Here is a 248-nt window from a genome sequence, read left to right on the forward strand (position 1 = left end):
ACTCCAACTTATTGATAGTGTTTTATGTTCAGATAATGCCCGATGACTTTGTCATGCAGCTCCACCGATTTTGAGAACGACAGCGACTTCCGTCCCAGCCGTGCCAGGTGCTGCCTCAGATTCAGGTTATGCCGCTCAATTCGCTGCGTATATCGCTTGCTGATTACGTGCAGCTTTCCCTTCAGGCGGGATTCATACAGCGGCCAGCCATCCGTCATCCATATCACCACGTCAAAGGGTGACAGCAG

General features: G+C 51.2%; 1 protein-coding gene. It reads right to left on the reverse strand.

Annotated elements, in window-relative coordinates; all coding sequences use genetic code 11:
• Nucleotides 1–8: 8 nt before the first annotated feature.
• Nucleotides 9–248: IS1 family transposase (locus tag OGV85_RS00300; RefSeq protein WP_000674753.1), on the reverse strand; the 240-nt coding region annotated here is incomplete at its 5' end.

This window comes from Citrobacter sp. Cf132 (assembly GCF_030333885.1).
Classification (GTDB): Bacteria; Pseudomonadota; Gammaproteobacteria; order Enterobacterales; family Enterobacteriaceae; genus Citrobacter; species Citrobacter freundii.